Genomic DNA, 18044 nt, shown 5'->3' with positions numbered 1-18044 from the left:
CGACTACCCCTCACCCCGCCCTCTCCCACAGGGAGAGGGAGAAAACCGCTCCGGCCTAAATGTTCTGCTCGGTCGGTCCCCTCTCCCTGTGGGAGAGGGTTAGGGTGAGGGGCTCCAGCCCGCACAATACTCAAGAAGAACAACCATGAATTACCATCAGTACTACCCCGTCGATATCGTCAATGGCCCCGGCACACGCTGCACGCTGTTTGTGGCAGGTTGCGTTCACGAATGCCCCGGCTGCTATAACAAAAGCACCTGGCGCGTGAATTCAGGTCAGCCATTCACCACCGAAATGGCCGACCGCATCATTGCCGATCTCAACGACACGCGCGTGAAACGTCAGGGGATTTCACTCTCCGGCGGCGATCCACTCCATCCGCAAAACGTGCCGGAGATTCTTAAACTGGTCAAACGCATCCACGCGGAGTGCCAGGGAAAAGATATCTGGGTGTGGACCGGCTACAAGCTGGACGAGCTGGACGCCGCGCAAATGGAAGTGGTCAATCTCATCAACGTGCTGGTCGACGGTAAGTTTGTGCAGGATTTAAAAGACCCGGCGCTTATCTGGCGCGGCAGCAGCAATCAGGTGGTGCACCACCTGCGCTAGTCTTCGAGCCGTTTGTCAGCATCCTGATAAACGGCAGATTTCTCCCGTTTGCCAATCGCTATCACCAGCACCGTAACCTGAGCCTCTTGCACCTGGTAAACCAGCCTGAACCCGGAAGCCTTTAGTTTGATTTTGTAGCAATCGGGAAACGTTCGTAACCTGTCAGCTTCATTGCGAGGATGAAGCAAAACTGACTTCAGTTTCTTTTTAAACTGCCCCCGGACGGTCGCACCTAACTTTTGCCACTCTTTTAACGCCCTCGGGTCAAAGGCCAGTTCATAGATCATCCAGCCTGACCTTAACGGCCTCTTGCGGATTGGCCAGTCTTTCCCTGACAGAATGCAGCAGCGCCTCTTCACTGTCGCTTATAGTGACGTTTTTTACCGGCATCCGCCCGTTATCCGCCACATACTGAAACAGTAATCGCACGGCTTCCGTGGGAGTGATGTTGAGTTTTTCCAGCACGGCGTATGCCTCTTTCTTGAGTTGATCGTCAAGCCTGACGTTGATGGTCGCCATTGTGCCCCCAGAAAAAGAAAAAGTGTAATGCATTATAGCATTACACTCGTTTTACATTCGATTCTGGAAAACGCCTCTCAAAACCGGCTCACACACGCCATCGCCACGGTTTTAAACTCCGCAAAATCCCGACAGGTGCACAACCGTGCCATTGCACGTTCGCGCAGGAAGGTGACAAAAATATCGTAGATCGCCATCGCTTCTTCATACTCGCGTTTGCTGATCGCGAGCAGGAAGATGACGTGCGCGGTTTCCTCGCCCCACGCAATTCCCTGCGGTGCCAGCACCGTGTAGACCACCGTTTTTTGTGCCAACAATCCCAGGGCGTGAGGCAGCGCGATGCCGTCGCCGAGCATGGTACTGACGATGGCTTCACGCTCCACAACTGAAGAGTGGAACTCGGCGTCAACAAAGCCTTCATCATGAAGCTGAGCGCAAAGTTCGCTAAATAATGTCTGTTGGTCGATATCGCCGTCGATAATGCGAAAGTGCGCAGCATCGAAATATTTGTTCAGCATCCACGGACGGGTGCGGTCCACCAGTACCAGTTTGCCGATTTGTTCAAGCTGGAACTCGGTCGGGAACGGGGCGATGGTCACCACCGGTTTATCTTTTTCGTTAATGCGGGCGGTCGAGATAACAAAGTCTTCACTGATGCTCTCCCGCTGTTCGTAATCACGCAGCGAGAGCACATCAGTCACGTCAATTTGCGGGTATTTGCGCTGCAACACCGCTTCAATCATGCGCACCATCGCCGTGCTGGTGTCGCACACCAGCAGGACACGCGGCTGGCGCTGATAGCCAATGTTGTAATGTCGCTCCAGCCCGACGCCGATGTGCAGCACCAGGAACCCAACTTCGTTTTCGCTGATGGTGTACGGGGTGTATTTTCCCCAGCTCGACACCGCCGCCAGCGTCATGTCCCACGCCATCGGGTAGTGCTGTTTGATGTTATCCAGCAGCGGGTTGGGGATCATGATTTGATAACGCACGCGGGTGATCATGGTTTTGATATGGGTGAGCAGGTCCGCGTGCAGCTGATCGTCGTTTTGCAGGTTGTAGTTATAGTGGCTGTTGATGTAGCTGAGAATGTAGTTCACCAGCGCTTCGGCATCGTCGGCACTGATGGCGCTTGGCGAAACCTGCTGCGTCTGACGCGCGGAGATATGCACGCACAACCAGGCTTTCTCCGAGTCGGCCAGCGGTTTGCCCGCCAGTTTCTGCATGGCCGCCGCGATATCGCGCGCCGCTTCGCGCACGTTCTGCGAGACCTCCTCTTCCGCCGCAAACTCTGCCAGCGGGAAACCTTCGCTGATACGGCGTACCGCTACTGCGCAGTAAAGACGAATGAAGCGTTCACCTTCGTCGGTCAGGCGAATCGCGTGGCGGGTGAGCGTTTCCTGCAACGTCGCGGTAAGCGATGTGATAGCCCCCGCATTGAGCGCTTCCGCCATCAGTTGGGCATTAAACCCTTCCTGCTGCGGCAGTTCCCAAAGAATATCCGTCAGGCATGCGCGAATAGAGACTTCACTGCCAAACAGCTTCATGCCGTGGCGCGGGCGCGTCTCCAGCGTCAACTGATAACGCTGAAAACGTTCACGCACAGCGATCATGTCGTTTTGCAGCGTGGCGCGGCTGACAAACCACTCATCCGCCAGATCTTCCAGCTTGAGTGAAAACGCGGATGTCAGAAAGCGCACCGCCAGTGAATGCTCACGCTCGCTTGCCGTACGCGGAATTCGTAGCGTGCTCGGCGCGCTTTCTTCCAGTTTTTGATAGCGATTCGGGTCGCTGATATTGAGCTGATAGCCGCTGCCGCGCGTAAGCGTAAACTGCGCGCCGTAGCTCGCCAGCAAGGCATTGAGCGCCGTGATATCGGCGCGAACGGTACGGGTGGAAACGGACAACCGTGCAGCCAGCTCATCCTGCGGCAAAACTTCGTTTTGCAGTAAATTGAACAGTTGGGCTAAACGTTGGTTGGGGAATCGCACGTCAGTTTCCTTATTACGCCTCAGGGGTTAAACGAAATCACCATCTGCGATGGGCTGCCCACCGATGTGTATTCGGGGACAAACGTTAGCTTGCCATCGTCAGGCGCGACGCGAAAACGGGTGATGTTATCGCTGCGCTGATTCATCACGTACAGCCAGCGACCCGCGCTATCCAGCGTCAGGCTGCGCGGGTAGTCGCCTCGCGTCCATATATTATCATTTTGAATCAATGAACCGTCATTCATAACCGTGAAGTGAGCAATACTGTTGTGCAGGCGGTTGGCAACATACAGCTGTTTTCCGTCCTCACTGATTGCCAGCCCGGCGGCGAAGCTGGTTCCCTGATACGCTTTCGGCAGCGACGATACCGTTTTCCCTTCCTGGAGCTGCCCGGTTGTTGCATCAAGTCGGTAATGCGTCAGCGTGGAAGACTCTTCGTTGATCAACCAAAGCCCATCGCCTTTTGCTGTAAACACAAAATGACGCGGCCCCGCGCCCGGCGAAGAAGCATTGATGAATGGCGGCGTGTTGGGGATCAACTTGCCGTTCTTTTCATCCAGACGATACTGGTAGATCCGATCGAGGCCCAGATCGGTTGAAAAAACATATTTCCCGCTGGGATCGGCGGCGATCATGTGAGCATGCGGGCCATTATGATCGCTGGCGGCAAAGCTGCCTTTGACCGCAGCCGCAGGTTTCGCGGCGCCGGGATCACCCGCATCCTGATGAAAATCGCTGGCCTCCGCCAGGCTGCCATCAGCTTTCACCGGCAACATCGCCACGGAACCGCTGACGTAATTCGCCACCAGCAGATGCTTTCCACCAGGCGTCAACGAGAGATACACCGGGCCCGCGCCGCCAGATGAAACCTGATTCAGCTCATGGAGTGCGCCCTTCTCATCCACCCGCAACGCCTGCACCATGCCCTTCTCTTCTTCGCTCGCGACATACAGGGTTTTGCCATCGGCAGAGACGGTAAGCTGCGCGGCATTGGGCAACGTGCTGACCAGAGTTTTGTCGCTTAACGCCCCGGTTTGGCTGTCGAGGGTAAAGCGGTACACGCCTTCGCCGTTGGGGTTGTAGGTGCCCACCCACGCGTATTGCGTCTGCGCAATAGCGGTGGTGGCAAGCAGAGAAAGTGAAGCGACAAGCAGGTGGTGGGATGGGTGCATGATGGCTCCTTGGGAATGGTGTGGTTGGTTTCCCCTCACCCTAGCCCTCTCCCACAGGGAGAGGGGACCGACAGTGCAAATGTGAAAGACCTGCGCTGGTTTTCACCCTCTCCCTGCGGGAGAGGGCCGGGGTGAGGGGTGCCCTTATTACTTCACTAACACCTTCGTCATCTCCAGCAGCGTGCGCACGTCGTCCGGGCGAGTGTTGCCGCTGGCTTTATCAATAATAGAACTGTAGATGTGCGGGATGATTTTGCTTACACCGGCATCGAGGGCAATTTTCAGGATCTCGCTGAAGTTTTCCAGATCGATCCCACCCGTTGGCTCCAGCCAGAAGTCGTGACGTGCGCAGGCTTCCGCCACCGCTTTGTATTCCTCACGACACTCCAGGCCACCCATCGGGAAGTATTTGATTGAGCTGCCGCCCATATCTTTCAGCAGTGCAATCGCCGTTTCAACCGGCACGATGCCGTCCGGTGCGGTGCTGCTCAGCGGCCCGGTGGAGATTTTCACCATGCCCGGCGTGCCGGTTGGAGAGACCAGACCGTTCACTACGGTGTCGTTCTGGCCCAGCAGCGCACGGCTGGTTCCTACACCGGTGAAGACCTGGTTGACGTGCTGCGGCTGCACTTCAGCAGAGATGGCGCTGACCATTGCCGACTGATTCGGGTCGCCCGCGCCCAGACCCACGGAGAGTGCATTATCAATCCGCGCCGCGTAATCACGCATATCCGCCACGGCGCTGGCCACGTCCGGGTAATTTTTGGAGAGCACGCCCACCAGCACATGACCTTCCGCCGCTTCATAAATCTCGCTGGCGTTTTCTTTGCTACCCGCCAGAACGTTCAGGCAGACGCGGTCACGGTAAAAGTTTGGGGTCAGTTTCATGCGTTAATCTCCTGTTTGATCACTTCAGCAATACGGCGGGCCACGATATCCAGCTGCGCCTGGTCGACGCTGCGCACGTCGGCTTCGATAATGCCTTCGTTGGCTTTGTAGCCACGGAAGTAAATGGCGTATTGTCCCTGCTTCAACGCATCGACCAGCTCGCCCGTGCCAATGCCGGTAACGGCTTCGTCGAATTTAATTTCGGTACGCGCGATATCACGCCCGGCGCTATCCCAGACCACGCGAGCAGACACGCCATTGAGCGTATTCAGTGCGTCGATAAACGGCGTCATCTTCGCCACCATCTCCGCGCCGCTCTCTTTCGTTGCGGTAAGGTAGTGTTCAATGGCGCAGGTCAGGCCGAGAATGCCCTCTTTGCCCACTTTCATTGCGCGGCCAATGCCCGCGGTCTGGCGCTTCACCCACTCAACGTACTGGGTTTTGCCGATCACCAGTCCGCTGGTCGGCCCTTCGATGGCTTTCGCACCGCTGTAAATGACCAGGTCCGCGCCCGAGCGGTAGTAGCATTGCAAGTCTTCTTCCGCTGCGGCATCGACAATCAGCGGCAGGTTATGTTTGCGAGCCACAACAACCGCCTGCTCAACGCTGAGCATGCTTTTCTGCACGCAGTGGTGAGATTTGATATACAGGATAGCCGCCGTGCGTGGGGTAATTGCCGCCGCCAGTTGTGCTGCGGAACATTCGTTGGCGTAACCCGCTTCCACCAGTTTGCCGCCGCCCAGCGCAACCATCGTGCCCACCGGCGCACCGAAGTTGACGTTATGACCTTTCGGCAGCACGATTTCGTTGTTTTCAACTGGCGTGACGTGCAGGTTTTCCAGAAGCCAGTCGCTGTCTTTCACCAGCACCGCCGCCACGGACTGCGCGATGCCTGCCGATGCGCAGGAGACGACCGTCGCCCCTTCCACATCCAGCAAATTAGCAATGTACTCGCCGGTTTTATTGACCAGGTCTTTCATCTCGAAGTACTGGTTCATGCCGTCCATCGCCGCCTGTACCACTTCCGGGCGTGGGGTTGAAACGCCCAGCGCCGTCATACGGCCAGAGGTGTTGATCACTTGCTTTAAATTGTATTTCTCAAAAATCGAAGGCATTTTCTGCACTCCCTTGTTCGGTCATATAGCCCTTGCCTGCACGAACGGCAGCCAGCGGCACCAGAATTTTGTCAGCCTGAAGCGAAACGTTTTCCGCATCGGTCAGGCTCATTGGTTGATCTTTCACAGTGAAAATCGTCAGATCCGCATCCATCCCCGGCGCCAGGTGACCTTTATGAGTCAGTCGTAAGCCTTCTGCGGCATGCGAGGTGACGCAGGCAATGACCTGCGGCAGCGACAGACCGATGGCGAGGAATTTGGACATCACCAGCGCCAGCGAGCGTACCGGGCCGTCGATGCGATTGCGGCAGTAGATATCGGAACTGATGGTGTGTGGCAGAATGCCCATTGCGATGGCGCGTTTCGCTACCTCAAAGCTAAAGCTGGCGGTACCGTGGCCGACATCGAGACGCACGCCACGCTTCAGCGCGCGCGTAATCGAGGCGCGCAGTTCGCCCTCCGGCGTCAGGATGCGGTTCGGTTTGCCGTTGTAGCAGTGGGTAATGATGTCACCAGAACTCAGCAGGTCGGCAATCTCATCCAGGTTCGGCGGGTTGTTGCCGATATGCACCATCAGCGGCAAATCGCCGTTGGCTTGCTGCATGGCTTTCGCATGTTCCAGCGGCGTGATGCCGTTTTCGCCCACCACACTGCTGCTCATCCGCGCCTTCAGGCCGACGATAAAATCAGGGTGACGTTTTACCGCCTGTTGCACCGCATCGGCGTCAATATTGGCCATATTGGCCAGCTCGTTCTGGGCAATCAGCCCAACGCGGGAGATATTCAGCAGCGCATAAACGTCGGTCGCCGCCTGGCGGGTGAGTTCATAGAATTCATCCACGTCATCTGCCCCGGTGCTACCGGCATCGATAACGGTGGTTACACCGGTGGCGATACCGACGCTATCGGGTTCGTCGTGATAAATCGGCGATTTCGGGTAGCAGTGAACGTGGGAGTCAATCCAGCCCGCGCTGACGTAGTAGTTGCCGTGCAGGTCGATCGTTTTCTTGGCGGGTGACGTCAGGTCGCCCAGCGCGTGGATTAAGCCATCCTGAATGGCGATATCGGTCAGGGTATCGTCGACGAGGCGCGCACCGCGCAGGAGTAAATCAAACATCTCGTTCTCCTGAAAGAGCGGGCGTTTTCACGCCCGCGGGGGAGTTAGCTAATCGCGATTGGGAAGATGGCGCCAAACAGCATCGCGCCCAGAATCGCACCGCCGGTAATCGGCTTCTGCCAGAGGTAGAAAAGCAGCGCGCCAAGCAGGGAACCGATACCGATTGGAATGGATGCGGTCATCGCGCTGAGAATAATCAACGGCCCGAGGAAGCGGCCAGAGGCGTTACCAGCCCCCATCATCACGTCGGCCCCGTAGGTCGAGTCGCTCTGATTGATGGTGAACTTACGCGCCAGAATAATGACGTAACCAATCGCCAGGCCAATCACCAGGCCGGTAATCAGTGAAGCGATAAAGTTGGTCACCGGGAACATGATGCCCGCGCCCAGCAGCAGTGCCGGAACGCCAAGGCCGACGCCGGTTTGAATCGCGCCGCCGATATCCAGAATCCCGACCAGCGAACCTTCGATGATGCGGGCAAACAGGAAGCTTGCGCCAAACGCTGCCACCGCGCCGTAAGCGCCGGTATCAATCCCGGCACGCAGCATCGAGACAAACGCCACTTCGTTAAATGCGCCGATGCCGTAGAGGTAGTACATGTGCGTCCCGGCGAACACGCCGGAAGAGAGCAGGCCAACAAAGATCGGGAACGACCAGTCGGCATACCAAAAACCTTTATTCTGTTCCATTTCGAGGCTCCCGTTATTTGCCGCTGAGCGAGCTGTGGATCAGATCGAGCCAGTTCGGCACGGTCAGGTGGAAGGATTCGATCATCTTCATGTCGAAGCCGCGGAAGAAGGCGCTCAGGACAAACAGCACCACGATGGCGCTCATCATCACTTTGGTGATGCGGTTCCAGCCGCTCTCTTCAACGCCCTTACCAATCAGGATACCCAGCACCAGACCCGGTACGGCGTTCCCCATGATCATCTGCGCTGCGCCGCCAAAGACGGTCGCCCAGAAGCCCGATTTCTTGCCCGCGTCAATCGCCGCCAGCCAGAAGATAACCGGCATCACCGTGTTCACCAGCAGGTTCGCTGCCGGAACCAGTACCTTAACGGCGGTCACCTGAAGTGATTCCGGTACTGAGGAGGCGGTTAAGTTGAGGAAGGTGACGACCAGCATGCCGATCACGCCGCAGGCAATCGCCATTTTCTTCGGATCGTGCAGCGTCTCGCCGACGTTACGGTTTTTGATCATCAGTGCCGCCGCGCCCCAGTTCGGGATGATGCGGTGGTCAACGTCCTGGGTAAATGAACCTGCTGCAACGGAAGAGGCCCAGGCGTTAAAGAAGAAGCCAAGACCAAAGGAGAAGTGTGACGCCGGGTCGCCTTCACAGGAGTTCAGCTCCCCCAACGTACGAAACGCGCCCATACCTTGCGTGGTAGGCGCATGGAACATGCGTGCAGCACCGGCCCCTACACCGACGCCGACCAGGCCGCCGATAATGAGCGATTTTATTAATATAATTAAGAACATCAGTCTGCCCTTCTGTGTGATTTAGCTCTGCGTGACGAAATCCACGTTGTCGAGATTGATGGCGGTCACGTTGACGGTCACATCCAGCTCCACGCTGTAGGTGCGTCGTTCCCGGCGCAAAAAGAAGAATAAGAACGCTTCTTTACGCACCGCTTCATACGCATGAACAACCTGCACATCCTGTGGCTCAATACGCAGTAAGATGTGCGGTGTATCTTTCATCACCGCGGCCTGGACATGGTTTAGCGCGTCGGCAAAGGCGCGCGCTTTAGCGTCGCCTTTACCTTTGACTCTCACCGTTTTGGTGAATTGTTGTTTCATACTCACGCGCCGTACTTCTTCTGCCACGCCTGTACCAGACGCTCGCCCAGCTCTTCTTTATCCATAAAACCGAAGCCCAGTACGTTGCAGCCTTCGTTGATGGCGGTCACGCCCTCTTCCACCGAGCGCATACCGTATTTGGCTTTGTAGCCATATTTGGTCTGCGCGGTAATCGCGCCTGCGCCGCCGCTACCGCAGAAAGAGATACCAAAGGTGGCGTTTTCCGCTTTCATCATGTCGCCCAGCTTCATATCTGCCGCCACGCCCGGCACAACGACCGCACGACCGCCCGCTTTCTCAACGCCTGCGGCCACTTTCTGGCCTTTGCCTAAACGATCGCCAATCACAACGGTAATCTGTTCCATGTTTTGCTCCTTAAAGGTTTTCTTTTGCGACTTCGAAGTGCACGGAAAGCAGCCAGGACTCTTCTTCAGGAAGATTGCCAAACTGCGCGACCACTTCGCGGGCAAGTTGCATTGATTCTGGTGAAATTTCGTCGAACAGGCTGGCATCTACTTCTGGCAGCGGCTCACCGGTCACAGACCGATGCGCCATTGCGCGCAGGTGAGAGGTCAACATCTGTTCCTGTACGTCGTTGGGGATAATGTTGTGGCTGCGTAACAGGGCGAAAACCTGCTTCAGCATGGTGTCGGCAAGCTGTTCTGTTTGCGCTGCCGGTTCCACATCATTGTTCAATACCGCTGCATTCATCACTCGTCTTACCCCGTTAATGGCTCTGGAGTTAAAGTAACGGCGCGGGTTGCAGGTTTGTAGCGAGTTGTTTTCCACTTCGAAGTGGAAAGGTGAAGGAGGCCAGTGATCCGTGCCACAAAATTGGCGGTTTTGACGATTTATCGGCGGAAAAGCGTGATATTCATCACGCGAATATGTCCTGAAACGGAAATTTAACGGGGGAAGTAGTCTTGTGAATTTGTACGGAAATGTGAGGTAGATAAGGTTTGCTTATGTGCGGTAAAAGTGCCGGATGGCGCTGGCGCTTATCCGGCCTACAGGATAAGGCGCAGCCGCCACCCGGCGCTCGCTAATAATCAACGAAACTTCTTGTGGTTCTCGTTGCGGGTGGCTTTAAACTCTTCCGCCGCCGCTTTGGCTTCCTTCACTTTGCCTTCATTGGCCAGCTTCAGCGCACCGTCGATTTGACCGACCAGCACATCAAAGCCGTGACGATAATCTTTCATCTCGGCGCTGTCAGCCGCTTTACTTTCCAGCTTCGGCGGAGTTTCTTTCTGGGCGTCCAGCGCGGCGGTACGCATTTCGGTGAGCGCCGCTTTCAGCTCGGTCGCATCCGAAGTGCTTTCCACCACTTTGAGGTTTTTCGCCAGCGTTTCCATATCCTCTTCGAGATCGGCGAACGCAGGTGCTGCCGCGCCCAATGCAAGGGAGGATACGGCCAACATTGCTAAGAGTTTTTTACGCATTGCTCACTTCCTTTTTTATTATTAAGCAATCAGACGCCGCAGGGCGCGTCCGTAAAAACCGGGCGTTATTGCCCGGCGATTTTCATCTCCGGCAGAAGCACGGAGCCACACTGGATATTGCTGCGCGTTTCAATGTCGTCAGCAATCGTGACGATATTACGCCACATATCTTTCAGATTTCCTGCGATCGTAATCTCACTGACGGGATACTGGATCTCACCATTTTCAACCCAGAAACCGGATGCACCGCGAGAATAGTCGCCGGTAATACCGCTGACACCTTGTCCCATCAGTTCGGTGACGACAAGACCTGTCCCCATCTCTTTAAGCAACTTTTCAAAACTCAGCCCTCGTCCGGCGATGCGCCAGTTGTGAATGCCGCCCGCGTGACCGGTGCTCTTCAGGCCCAGTTTCCGCGCAGAGTAATTCGTCAGCAGCCACTGCATCAGTACGCCATCTTTGATGATGTCGCGACGCTCGGTGCGCACGCCTTCGCTATCGAACGGCGTTGAGGCCAACCCTTTCAGCAGGTGCGGATGCTCTTCAATGGTCAGCCACTCCGGCAGGATCTGCTCGCCGAGGGAATCGAGCAGGAAGGTTGATTTGCGATACACCGAGCCACCGGCAATCGCACCAACCAGGTGGCCAAACAGACCGGTTGCCACTTCGTTGGCGAAAATGACCGGGGCTTTCATGGTAGAGAGTTTACGTGGCGACAGGCGCGCCAGCGTGCGGCGGGCACACTCTTCGCCGACGAACTCCGGCGTTTGCAGGTCGCCCAGCGCGCGGCCAATCGTGTAGGCGTAGTCACGTTCCATATCGCCGTCGGCTTCGGCGATCACACAGCTGGAGAGCGAGTGGCGCGTTGAGCAGTAACTTTGCAGCATACCGTGGCTGTTACCGAACACTTTGATGCCGTAGTGGCTATTAAAACTGCCGCCTTCGGTATTGGTGATGCGTTTATCCGCCTTCAGCGACGCCTGTTCTGCGCGCGCGGCGTATTCAATCGCCTCATCCGGCGTCACTTCAGCCGGGTGGAACAGATCGAGATCCGGTGCATCGAAGGCCAGCAGATCTTTTTCTGCGACGCCTGCGCACGGGTCTGGCGAGGTATAACGGGCGATATCCAGTGCCGCCTGAACGGTACGCGCGATGGCGTCCGGGCTGAGATCGGTTGAGGACGCGCTGCCTTTACGATTCTGGTGATACACGGTGATGCCAAGCGCACCATCGCTATTAAATTCAACGTTTTCCACTTCACCATAACGGGTGCTGACGCCAATGCCCGTGGTCTTACTCACCGCGACTTCAGCACCATCTGATTTGCCTGATGCCAGTTCCAGTGCGGTGGAGACAGCTTTTTCCAGCGCTATGCGCTGTTCTGCAACTTGTGTGATTACTTTCATCGCCAATGCCATAATGTTAGGTAAAGTTACCTGAAGTCTAACAGAGAACCCTTTCTCAGTGTGCGCCCAAGCTGTTAGTATTAGCCTCTTTTTTAAGGAGCCTGAAATGACAAAGCAGCCCGAAGACTGGCTCGACGACGTCCCCGGTGATGATATCGAAGACGAAGATGATGAAATTATCTGGGTCAGCAAGAGTGAAATTAAACGTGACGCCGAAGAGCTTAAGCAGCTTGGCGGTGAGATCGTAGACCTGGGTAAAAACGCGCTGGATAAAATCCCGCTCGATGATGACCTGCGTGCCGCCATTGAACTGGCACAGCGCATCAAGAAAGAAGGTCGCCGCCGCCAGATGCAGCTGATTGGTAAAATGTTGCGTAGCCGCGACGTCGAGCCGATTCGCCAGGCGCTGGATAAGCTGAAGAACCGCCACAACCAGCAGGTTGCCCTGTTCCATAAACTGGAACAACTGCGCGATCGTCTGATTGATAACGGTGATGAAGCGATGGATGAAGTCCTGAATCTGTGGCCGAATGCTGACCGTCAGCAACTGCGTTCACTGATCCGCAACGCGAAGAAAGAGAAAGAAGGGAATAAGCCGCCGAAGTCTTCGCGTCTGATTTTCCAGTATCTGCGCGAACTGGCGGAGAACGAAGGGTAAGTCGCCCTATGCTCTATCCGGCCTGCTGGCCGGATATCGCTTTGCCTGATGGCGCTTCGCTTATCAGGCCTACGATTCACCGAGTTTGTAGGTCGGATAAGCGCAGCGCCATCCGACGCGGTTTTTCACTGCATCACCACCTGACACAACCCCTCATTAAACCGCTGATACCCCACCGCATCGATCCCCTGCGGGTAACTCAGCACCACCAGTTCATGGTCGGCAATCCCCTGATGATACGTCGGGTGCGCGTGCGCCCACGGGTTGGCGACAAAACCCATTGATTCATAAAACCGTAGCCGCCGGTGGGCGATTTCCGTGGTAAGCGGATCAATTTCCAGCACCGTTAACGGTGCGCGGGTCAGAAGTTCAGCCAGCAAGATTTTACCGTAACCTTTCGAGCGCAATGTACCATCGACGGCCAGATGCTCAATGTAAAGCATCTCTCCCAGCCGCCAGCTACCGCTCATCCCCACAAATTGCTCACCGTCGAACCACGCCTCCAGCGTATAGCGCGGGTCGTTAAGCGCTTGCGCTTTCGCCGCAGGTTCACGCTGTTCATGCCACGGAAAAGCCTGCGCGTACAGCGCATCGACGCGCGCAAAAAGCACCGAATCAGTTGAAGTGATTTTATGTGTCGAAAGCATCCGTGTTCCCTTCTGAAAATTGCCAATAAAAAAGCCAACCGGTTTCCCGGTTGGCTGCGCAGAAACCTGACCTGAGTGAGGTTACTGTTGTTGCTGTTCCGCTTTTTTCGCCAGGCCGTCCAGCAGTTTCTGATGGATACCGCCGAAACCGCCGTTGCTCATCACCAGAATGTGATCGCCCGGATGCGCGGTTTTCAGCACCATGTCCACCAGCGTATCGACATCGGCGCTCCAGTGCGCAGGCTGCACGCAGGCTTCCGCCACTTCAGCCACCTGCCACGGAATGTGCTGCGGCTGAAGCAGGAAGACTTCATCCGCACGTCCCAGTGACGGGGCGAGATCGTCTTTGCAGATGCCCATTTTCATGGTGTTGGAGCGCGGTTCCAGCACCGCCAGAATGCGTGCCGTGCCGCCCACTTTGCCGCGCAGCGCCTGAAGCGTGGCGAGGATGGCCGTCGGGTGGTGCGCAAAGTCATCGTAGACGCTCACGCCGTTGGCTTCGCCGCGCAGTTCGAGACGACGACGGGCGTTGATGAACGTCCCCAGCGCGTTCGCCGCATCCGCAGGCGTAACGCCGACGTGACGCGCGGCAGCAATCGCCATAAGGCCATTGTGCATGTTGTGCTCGCCCACCAGGCCCCATTTCACCTGACCGACGACGTCGCCATCGAGCAGCACTTCCCACTCGGAGGCATCGGCGTTCAGTTTTTTCGCCTGCCAGTGGCCCTGCTCGCCCACCAGCTCCTGCTCGCTCCAGCAACCCATCGCCATCGTCTGCTTCAGGTTGATGTCGTTTTCCGGCCAAATAATGCGCCCCTGCCCAGGTACGATGCGTACCAGATGATGGAACTGTTTCTGAATCGCTTTCAGGTCGTCAAAGATGTCCGCGTGATCGAACTCAAGGTTGTTGAGGATCAGCGTACGCGGGCAGTAATGTACGAATTTAGAACGCTTATCAAAGAAGGCGCAGTCGTATTCATCCGCTTCAATGACGAAGAACGGGCTGTCGCCCAGACGCGCAGAAACCTCAAAGTTCCCCGGCACGCCGCCGATCACAAAGCCCGGCTTGTAGCCGCACGCTTCGAGGATCCAGGTCGCCATACCGGCAGTGGTGGTTTTACCGTGCGTACCGGCAACGGCCAGCACCCAGCGGTCGCGCAGGACGAAATCATGCAGCCACTGTGGACCGGACATGTACGGAATGTTCTTTTCCAGCACCGCTTCAACACACGGATTCCCGCGCGTCATGGCGTTACCGATGATCACCAGATCCGGCTGCGGGTCGAGCTGGCTGGCGTCGTAACCCTGAATTAAATCAATGCCCTGGTTCTCAAGCAGCGTGCTCATTGGCGGATACACATTCGCATCCGAGCCCGTTACTTCATGGCCGAGGGAGCGGGCCAGCATTGCCAGTCCGCCCATGAAAGTGCCACAAATTCCCAAAATATGAATGCGCATACGTCACTATCCTTCTTTTATCTGCCGCACATTTTACCCACATGTTCGCCAGCAGAGAAATGCATTTCAGGATATTCCGTACTTTGCTGGCGCGATTCACCTGTGCGCATTCTTTTTATTCTTTGTTAAGATTGTTGCAGTCGCTTTACTCCACATTAACTGCAGGGAAAGTGTTATGAAAACGTTAGGTGAATTTATTGTCGAGAAACAGCATGAGTTTTCTCATGCGACCGGTGAGCTTACCGCTCTGCTGTCGGCAATAAAGTTAGGTGCCAAAATCATCCACCGCGATATCAACAAAGCAGGTCTGGTTGATATCCTGGGTGCCAGCGGTGCTGAAAATGTTCAGGGCGAGGTGCAGCAAAAACTCGATCTGTTCGCCAACGAGAAACTGAAAGCCGCACTGCGCGCCCGCGATATCGTCGCTGGCATCGCATCCGAAGAAGAAGACGAGATTGTGGTCTTTGAAGGGTGTGAACACGCGAAATATGTGGTGTTGATGGATCCACTGGACGGCTCCTCCAACATCGATGTGAACGTCTCTGTCGGGACGATTTTCTCTATCTATCGCCGCGTGACGCCTGTCGGTACGCCGGTCACCGAAGAAGATTTCCTGCAACCGGGTAACAAGCAGGTCGCTGCCGGTTACGTGGTTTATGGCTCCTCAACCATGCTGGTTTACACCACCGGTTGCGGCGTCCACGCCTTCACCTACGACCCGTCGCTGGGCGTGTTCTGCCTGAGCCAGGAGCGCATGCGCTTCCCGCAAAGAGGTAACACCTACTCCATTAACGAAGGTAACTACATTCGTTTCCCGGCTGGCGTGAAGAAATACATTAAGTTCTGCCAGGAAGAAGACAAGTCCACGCAGCGCCCGTACACCTCGCGCTATATCGGTTCTCTGGTGGCGGACTTCCACCGTAACCTGCTGAAAGGCGGCATCTACCTCTACCCAAGCACCGCCAGCCACCCGGAAGGGAAACTGCGCCTGCTGTACGAATGCAACCCGATGGCGTTCCTCGCGGAACAAGCGGGCGGTAAAGCCAGCGATGGCGAGAATCGTATTCTGGATATCATCCCGGAAACCCTGCACCAGCGTCGTTCGTTCTTCGTCGGTAACGACCATATGGTTGACGATGTTGAACGTTTTATCCGTGAGTTCCCGGACGCGTAAATCCGCCAAAAAATGAAAAGGGAGCCTCGCTCCCTTTTTTATTGCTTCGTCGCGACCCTTGTCACTGGCGCATTCTGCCGATTTTCCCACAACACGGTCAGCGCACGTTGCAGGGCGATGAAGACAAACAACAGAATGCCGATGGCGATTTTCGTCCACCATGAACTGAGCGTGCCGTCGAAGTTGATGTAGGTCTGAATCAAGCCCTGAATCCCCACGCCAAACAGTGTGCCCAGCACGGTTCCAACCCCGCCGCTTAACAGCGTGCCACCGATGACAACCGACGCAATCGCGTCAAGCTCCACACCCACGCCCGCCAGCGCATAGCCCGCCTGGGTGTAAATCGAGAAGACAATGCCCGCCAGCGTCGCCAGCCCGGTTGAAAGCATATAGATGCGAATCGTCGTGCTGCGAGTGGAAATGCCCATCAGGTTCGCCGACGTCGCGCTGCCGCCGATGGCATAAACCTGATTACCAAAACGGGTGCGATGGGCGAGGAAAATCCCGATGACAACGACCATCAGCATCAGCAGCCCCATCGCGCTTAAGCGCCCGCCGCCGGGGATCATCCACGCAAGGCTGGAGAGCGTGTCGTAAACAGGATGGTTAATCGGAATCGACTCTTCAGAGACCAGATAGCTGACGCCGCGCAGGAAGAACATCCCCGCAAGCGTAATGATGAACGCCGGGATTTTCAGCGCATCAATCAGCAGCCCCATAAATGCGCCGAACGCACAGCCCATCACCAGCACCAGCGGGAAAGCCAGCAGCGGTGAGATCCCCCAGAACCCAATCGCTTTGGCGAGGAACACGCCGGTAAAGGCGATCACCGACCCGACCGAGAGATCGATCCCGCCGGAGAGGATCACAAACGTCATGCCGACCGCGATGATCCCCAGAAAGGCGTTGTCAGTGAGAATATTGCAAATCACCCGCGTTGAGGCGAAGCCGGGAAACTGGGTCAGGCAGTAGAGATAACCGAGGATGAAAACGCCGAGCGTGATCATCAGTGGTAAGTTACGTTTTATCATGGCCGCGCATCCCCTTCAGTATGCTAATAAAGCGCGGCGACTGAACAATCAGCACGCACAGCACCACCACCGCTTTCACTACCTGATTGAGCTCCGGCGGAAAACCCGAGAGCAAAATCCCGGTATTCATCCCCTGAATAATCAGCGCCCCCACCACCGACAGCAGCAGGTTAAAGCGCCCGCCCATCAGCGACCCACCGCCAATTACCACCGCCAGAATGGCGTCCAGCTCCAGCCAGAGCCCGGCGTTATTGGCATCCGCACCGCGAATGTCCGCCGCCACAATCACTCCGGCGATGGCTGCGCACACGCCACTCAGGACGTAGGTCAGCATCACCACAATACGGGTGTTTACCCCGGCATTTTTTGCCGCACGAATGTTGATACCTACCGCTTCGATAAACATCCCCAGCGCCGTTTTGCGGGTAAACAGCCAGAAAATCAGCAGCGTCACCAGCGCGATGATCACCGGCGTCGGGAACAGCAGCAGCGAGCCGCTGCCCAGCCATGCCAGATGCGGCGAATCAAAGGTGACGATTTGTCCGGTGGTGATCAGTTGCGCGACCCCACGCCCGGCGACCATCAGAATCAACGTCGCCACAAAGGGCTGAATTTTCAGGATCGCCACCAGAATACCGTTCCATAAACCCGCCAGTACGCCAGAGCCGAGCGCCGCCAGCAGGACTACAGGCAGGCTATGCCCGGCGACGGTCATCGAGGCCGCCGTCGCCCCGGCAATCGCCATTACCGCGCCAACGGAGAGATCAATCCCACCGGTGGCGATCACCAGCGTCATACCCACCGCCAGCAGCGCGACGGGTGCGGCGCGGTTAAGAATATCAATCGGGCTGCCGAACAGACGACCATCCTGCAACACCACTTGTAAAAAGTGCGGTGAAACAAGGCTATCGACCAGCAGCACCAGAAGAAGCGCGATAATTTGCGGCATGCCCGTCGGCCATTTGAAGCGGCGTTTGGGCTGGCCTGGCTGGGGTAAGGATTGTGGCATCACGGTTTAC

At 56.4% G+C, this 18044-nt stretch carries 21 protein-coding genes; 3 read left to right on the top strand and 18 right to left on the bottom strand.

The features are described from left to right. Positions 1 to 145 precede the first annotated feature (145 nt). Positions 146 to 610 carry an anaerobic ribonucleoside-triphosphate reductase-activating protein gene (gene nrdG, locus ACWWFX_RS18935; RefSeq protein ID WP_276220588.1) on the top strand — a complete coding sequence of 155 codons (465 nt, stop codon included), beginning with the start codon at positions 146 to 148 and terminating at the stop codon, positions 608 to 610. On the opposite strand, the gene ACWWFX_RS18930 is transcribed toward nrdG, so the two are convergent. The 14 genes from ACWWFX_RS18930 to pmbA all read right to left on the bottom strand — a co-directional run bounded on the left by ACWWFX_RS18930 (position 607) and on the right by pmbA (position 12069). Further along, positions 607 to 897 carry a type II toxin-antitoxin system RelE family toxin gene (locus ACWWFX_RS18930; RefSeq protein ID WP_276220589.1) on the bottom strand — a complete coding sequence of 97 codons (291 nt, stop codon included), beginning with the start codon at positions 895 to 897 and terminating at the stop codon, positions 607 to 609. The two genes, nrdG and ACWWFX_RS18930, sit on opposite strands and share 4 nt — an antisense overlap. After that, entirely contained in the window at positions 887 to 1129 is a 243-nt protein-coding gene (locus tag ACWWFX_RS18925; RefSeq protein WP_456147012.1) for a type II toxin-antitoxin system RelB/DinJ family antitoxin, read from the bottom strand. The genes ACWWFX_RS18930 and ACWWFX_RS18925 overlap by 11 nt, the downstream gene beginning before the upstream one ends. A 77-nt stretch (positions 1130 to 1206) precedes the next feature. Further along, positions 1207 to 3120, bottom strand: coding sequence for a BglG family transcription antiterminator (locus ACWWFX_RS18920; RefSeq protein WP_473224476.1), 1914 nt, complete (start codon positions 3118 to 3120; stop codon positions 1207 to 1209). Between the two features lie 20 nt (positions 3121 to 3140). After that, positions 3141 to 4292: a lactonase family protein gene (locus ACWWFX_RS18915; protein ID WP_473224475.1), complete on the bottom strand. Its 1152-nt coding sequence runs from the start codon at positions 4290 to 4292 to the stop codon at positions 3141 to 3143. A 147-nt stretch (positions 4293 to 4439) separates the two neighbouring features. Then, positions 4440 to 5180: a 2-dehydro-3-deoxy-phosphogluconate aldolase gene (gene dagF / locus ACWWFX_RS18910; RefSeq protein ID WP_473224474.1), complete on the bottom strand. Its 741-nt coding sequence runs from the start codon at positions 5178 to 5180 to the stop codon at positions 4440 to 4442. Then, positions 5177 to 6295, bottom strand: a complete 1119-nt coding sequence (locus ACWWFX_RS18905; protein WP_276220594.1) for a DgaE family pyridoxal phosphate-dependent ammonia lyase — start codon at positions 6293 to 6295, stop codon at positions 5177 to 5179. The genes dagF and ACWWFX_RS18905 overlap by 4 nt, the downstream gene beginning before the upstream one ends. After that, on the bottom strand, positions 6279 to 7412 hold the full coding sequence (locus ACWWFX_RS18900) for an amidohydrolase/deacetylase family metallohydrolase (protein WP_473224473.1): 1134 nt from the start codon (positions 7410 to 7412) through the stop codon (positions 6279 to 6281). Before ACWWFX_RS18900 ends, ACWWFX_RS18905 begins: the two co-directional genes overlap by 17 nt. Before the next feature lie 44 nt (positions 7413 to 7456). Continuing rightward, positions 7457 to 8101, bottom strand: coding sequence for a DUF4310 family protein (locus tag ACWWFX_RS18895; protein WP_473224472.1), 645 nt, complete (start codon positions 8099 to 8101; stop codon positions 7457 to 7459). Between the two features lie 13 nt (positions 8102 to 8114). Further along, positions 8115 to 8891, bottom strand: coding sequence for a DUF4311 domain-containing protein (locus ACWWFX_RS18890; protein ID WP_015966149.1), 777 nt, complete (start codon positions 8889 to 8891; stop codon positions 8115 to 8117). A gap of 21 nt (positions 8892 to 8912) precedes the next feature. Continuing rightward, complete coding sequence (locus ACWWFX_RS18885) at positions 8913 to 9212, bottom strand: DUF4312 family protein (RefSeq protein ID WP_015966150.1); 300 nt, start codon at positions 9210 to 9212, stop codon at positions 8913 to 8915. Between the two features lie 2 nt (positions 9213 to 9214). Continuing rightward, positions 9215 to 9577: an SFCGS family glycine-rich protein gene (locus ACWWFX_RS18880; protein ID WP_096758522.1), complete on the bottom strand. Its 363-nt coding sequence runs from the start codon at positions 9575 to 9577 to the stop codon at positions 9215 to 9217. A 10-nt stretch (positions 9578 to 9587) separates the two neighbouring features. After that, entirely contained in the window at positions 9588 to 9926 is a 339-nt protein-coding gene (locus tag ACWWFX_RS18875) for a PRD domain-containing protein (RefSeq protein WP_144052273.1), read from the bottom strand. A 335-nt stretch (positions 9927 to 10261) separates the two neighbouring features. Next, positions 10262 to 10651: a cytochrome b562 gene (gene cybC, locus ACWWFX_RS18870; protein WP_231825542.1), complete on the bottom strand. Its 390-nt coding sequence runs from the start codon at positions 10649 to 10651 to the stop codon at positions 10262 to 10264. 65 nt (positions 10652 to 10716) lie between these two features. Next, entirely contained in the window at positions 10717 to 12069 is a 1353-nt protein-coding gene (gene pmbA / locus ACWWFX_RS18865) for a metalloprotease PmbA (RefSeq protein ID WP_473224471.1), read from the bottom strand. 94 nt (positions 12070 to 12163) lie between these two features. Between pmbA and yjgA the strand changes: the two genes are divergently transcribed. Continuing rightward, complete coding sequence (yjgA, locus tag ACWWFX_RS18860; RefSeq protein WP_015966156.1) at positions 12164 to 12715, top strand: ribosome biogenesis factor YjgA; 552 nt, start codon at positions 12164 to 12166, stop codon at positions 12713 to 12715. Between the two features lie 125 nt (positions 12716 to 12840). On the opposite strand, the gene ACWWFX_RS18855 is transcribed toward yjgA, so the two are convergent. After that, positions 12841 to 13362: a GNAT family N-acetyltransferase gene (locus ACWWFX_RS18855; protein WP_473224470.1), complete on the bottom strand. Its 522-nt coding sequence runs from the start codon at positions 13360 to 13362 to the stop codon at positions 12841 to 12843. Between the two features lie 81 nt (positions 13363 to 13443). Continuing rightward, complete coding sequence (mpl, locus tag ACWWFX_RS18850; RefSeq protein WP_473224469.1) at positions 13444 to 14820, bottom strand: UDP-N-acetylmuramate:L-alanyl-gamma-D-glutamyl-meso-diaminopimelate ligase; 1377 nt, start codon at positions 14818 to 14820, stop codon at positions 13444 to 13446. A gap of 175 nt (positions 14821 to 14995) precedes the next feature. On the opposite strand from mpl, the gene fbp reads away from it, so the two are divergent. Further along, a complete protein-coding gene (gene fbp / locus ACWWFX_RS18845) occupies positions 14996 to 15994 on the top strand; it encodes a class 1 fructose-bisphosphatase (protein ID WP_276220600.1) in 999 nt (332 codons plus the stop codon). Between the two features lie 38 nt (positions 15995 to 16032). Here the strand turns inward: fbp and yjfF are convergent, their stop codons facing one another. Next, entirely contained in the window at positions 16033 to 17025 is a 993-nt protein-coding gene (gene yjfF, locus ACWWFX_RS18840; protein WP_473224468.1) for a galactofuranose ABC transporter, permease protein YjfF, read from the bottom strand. Further along, positions 17012 to 18037: a galactofuranose ABC transporter, ATP-binding protein YtfT gene (ytfT, locus tag ACWWFX_RS18835; protein ID WP_276220601.1), complete on the bottom strand. Its 1026-nt coding sequence runs from the start codon at positions 18035 to 18037 to the stop codon at positions 17012 to 17014. The genes yjfF and ytfT overlap by 14 nt, the downstream gene beginning before the upstream one ends. Positions 18038 to 18044: the final 7 nt, after the last annotated feature.

The organism is Pseudocitrobacter sp. 2023LY-00077 (assembly GCF_055796175.1).
The sequence above is the reverse complement of the archived record's forward strand: the minus strand, read 5'-3'. Positions and strand labels throughout refer to the sequence as shown.